This is a genomic window from Streptomyces sp. NPDC002574 (genome assembly GCF_042889545.1).
In the GTDB taxonomy this organism is placed as follows: domain Bacteria; phylum Actinomycetota; class Actinomycetes; order Streptomycetales; family Streptomycetaceae; genus Actinacidiphila.
Genome location: NZ_JBIARB010000037.1, coordinates 1 through 1,084, shown reverse-complemented (window position 1 = coordinate 1,084; position 1,084 = coordinate 1). Strand labels below are relative to the sequence as shown.

At 70.8% G+C, this 1,084-nt stretch carries 1 protein-coding gene; it reads left to right on the top strand.

Annotated features, from left to right (window positions below; translation table 11 throughout):
* The coding region (gene cofH / locus ACFYXS_RS39570) for a 5-amino-6-(D-ribitylamino)uracil--L-tyrosine 4-hydroxyphenyl transferase CofH (RefSeq protein ID WP_389256659.1) at nt 1-1,084 on the top strand (1,084 nt) is incomplete at both ends.

Below are 1,084 nucleotides of genomic sequence, written 5' to 3'. Positions count from 1 at the left end.
AGGCGTTGGCGTTGTTCCATGCCGATGGTGCGGCGTTGGACGCGTTGGCGCGGATCGCGGACGACGTGCGGCGGGACACGGTGGGCGACGAGGTGACCTATGTGGTCACCCGGAACATCAACTTCACCAATGTCTGCTACACCGGGTGCCGTTTCTGCGCCTTCGCGCAGCGCCGTACCGACGCCGACGCCTACACCCTGTCGCTGTCGCAGGTCGCCGACCGGGCCGAGCAGGCGTGGCAGGTCGGCGCGACCGAGGTGTGCATGCAGGGCGGTATCCATCCGGACCTGCCGGGCACCGCCTACTTCGACATCGCCCGCGCGGTCAAGGAGCGGGTGCCGGGCATGCATGTGCACGCGTTCTCGCCGATGGAGGTCGTCAACGGGGCCACCCGCACCGGGATGTCGATCCCGCAGTGGCTGGCCGCGGCCAAGGACGCCGGTCTGGACTCCATCCCCGGCACCGCCGCGGAGATCCTGGACGACGAGGTCCGCTGGATCCTGACCAAGGGCAAACTGCCCACCGCCACCTGGATCGAGGTCGTCACGGCCGCGCACGCCCTCGGCCTGCGCTCCTCGTCCACGATGATGTACGGGCACGTCGACCAGCCCCACCACTGGCTCGCCCACCTGCGGCTGCTCGCCCGGATCCAGCAGGAGACCGGCGGCTTCACCGAGTTCGTCACCCTGCCCTTCATCCACACCAACGCACCGGTCTACCTCGCCGGCATCGCCCGCCCCGGCCCCACCGCGCGCGACAACCGCGCCGTCACCGCGATGGCCCGCCTGCTGCTGCACCCGCACATCACCAACATCCAGACCAGCTGGGTCAAACTGGGCGCCGACGGCGCCGCGGAGATGCTGCGCTCGGGCGCCAACGACCTGGGCGGCACCCTGATGGAGGAGACCATCTCCCGCATGGCCGGCTCCAGTTACGGCTCCTACCGCTCGATCCGCGATCTGGTCGCCATCGCCGAGGCCGCCGGCCGCCCCGCCCGCCAGCGCACCACCACCTACGGCGAGGTCCCCGCCGAACGCATCACCACCGGCCTCGCCTCCGACGGCCACCTCCCCGAACTCCTGCC